The sequence below is a fragment of the Neisseria sp. P0022.S010 genome (assembly GCF_051956635.1).
Map to the genome: position 1 here is coordinate 1 of NZ_JBQCXF010000891.1, position 453 is coordinate 453.

Consider the following 453-nt stretch of genomic DNA (forward strand, 5'->3'; position numbering starts at 1 on the left):
GACTACTAGGGTATCTAATCCTGTTTGCTCCCCACGCTTTCGCACCTCAGCGTCAGTACCGGACCAGTGAGCCGCCTTCGCCACTGGTGTTCTTGCGAATATCTACGAATTTCACCTCTACACTCGCAGTTCCACTCACCTCTTCCGGACTCAAGATCTCCAGTATCAAAGGCAGTTCCGAGGTTGAGCCCCGGGATTTCACCCCTGACTTAAAAATCCGCCTACGTGCGCTTTACGCCCAGTGATTCCGAACAACGCTAGCCCCCTTCGTATTACCGCGGCTGCTGGCACGAAGTTAGCCGGGGCTTCTTCTGCGGGTACCGTCATTATCTTCCCCGCTGAAAGAGCTTTACAACCCTAAGGCCTTCATCACTCACGCGGCATGGCTGGATCAGGCTTGCGCCCATTGTCCAAGATTCCTAACTGCTGCCACCCGTAGGCTGTCTCTTATAC

At 54.5% G+C, this 453-nt stretch carries 1 rRNA gene; it reads right to left on the reverse strand.

Going from position 1 to position 453, the window contains the following annotated elements:
* Positions 1–453, reverse strand: a 16S ribosomal RNA gene (locus tag ACTHUT_RS21955); the annotation flags it as partial.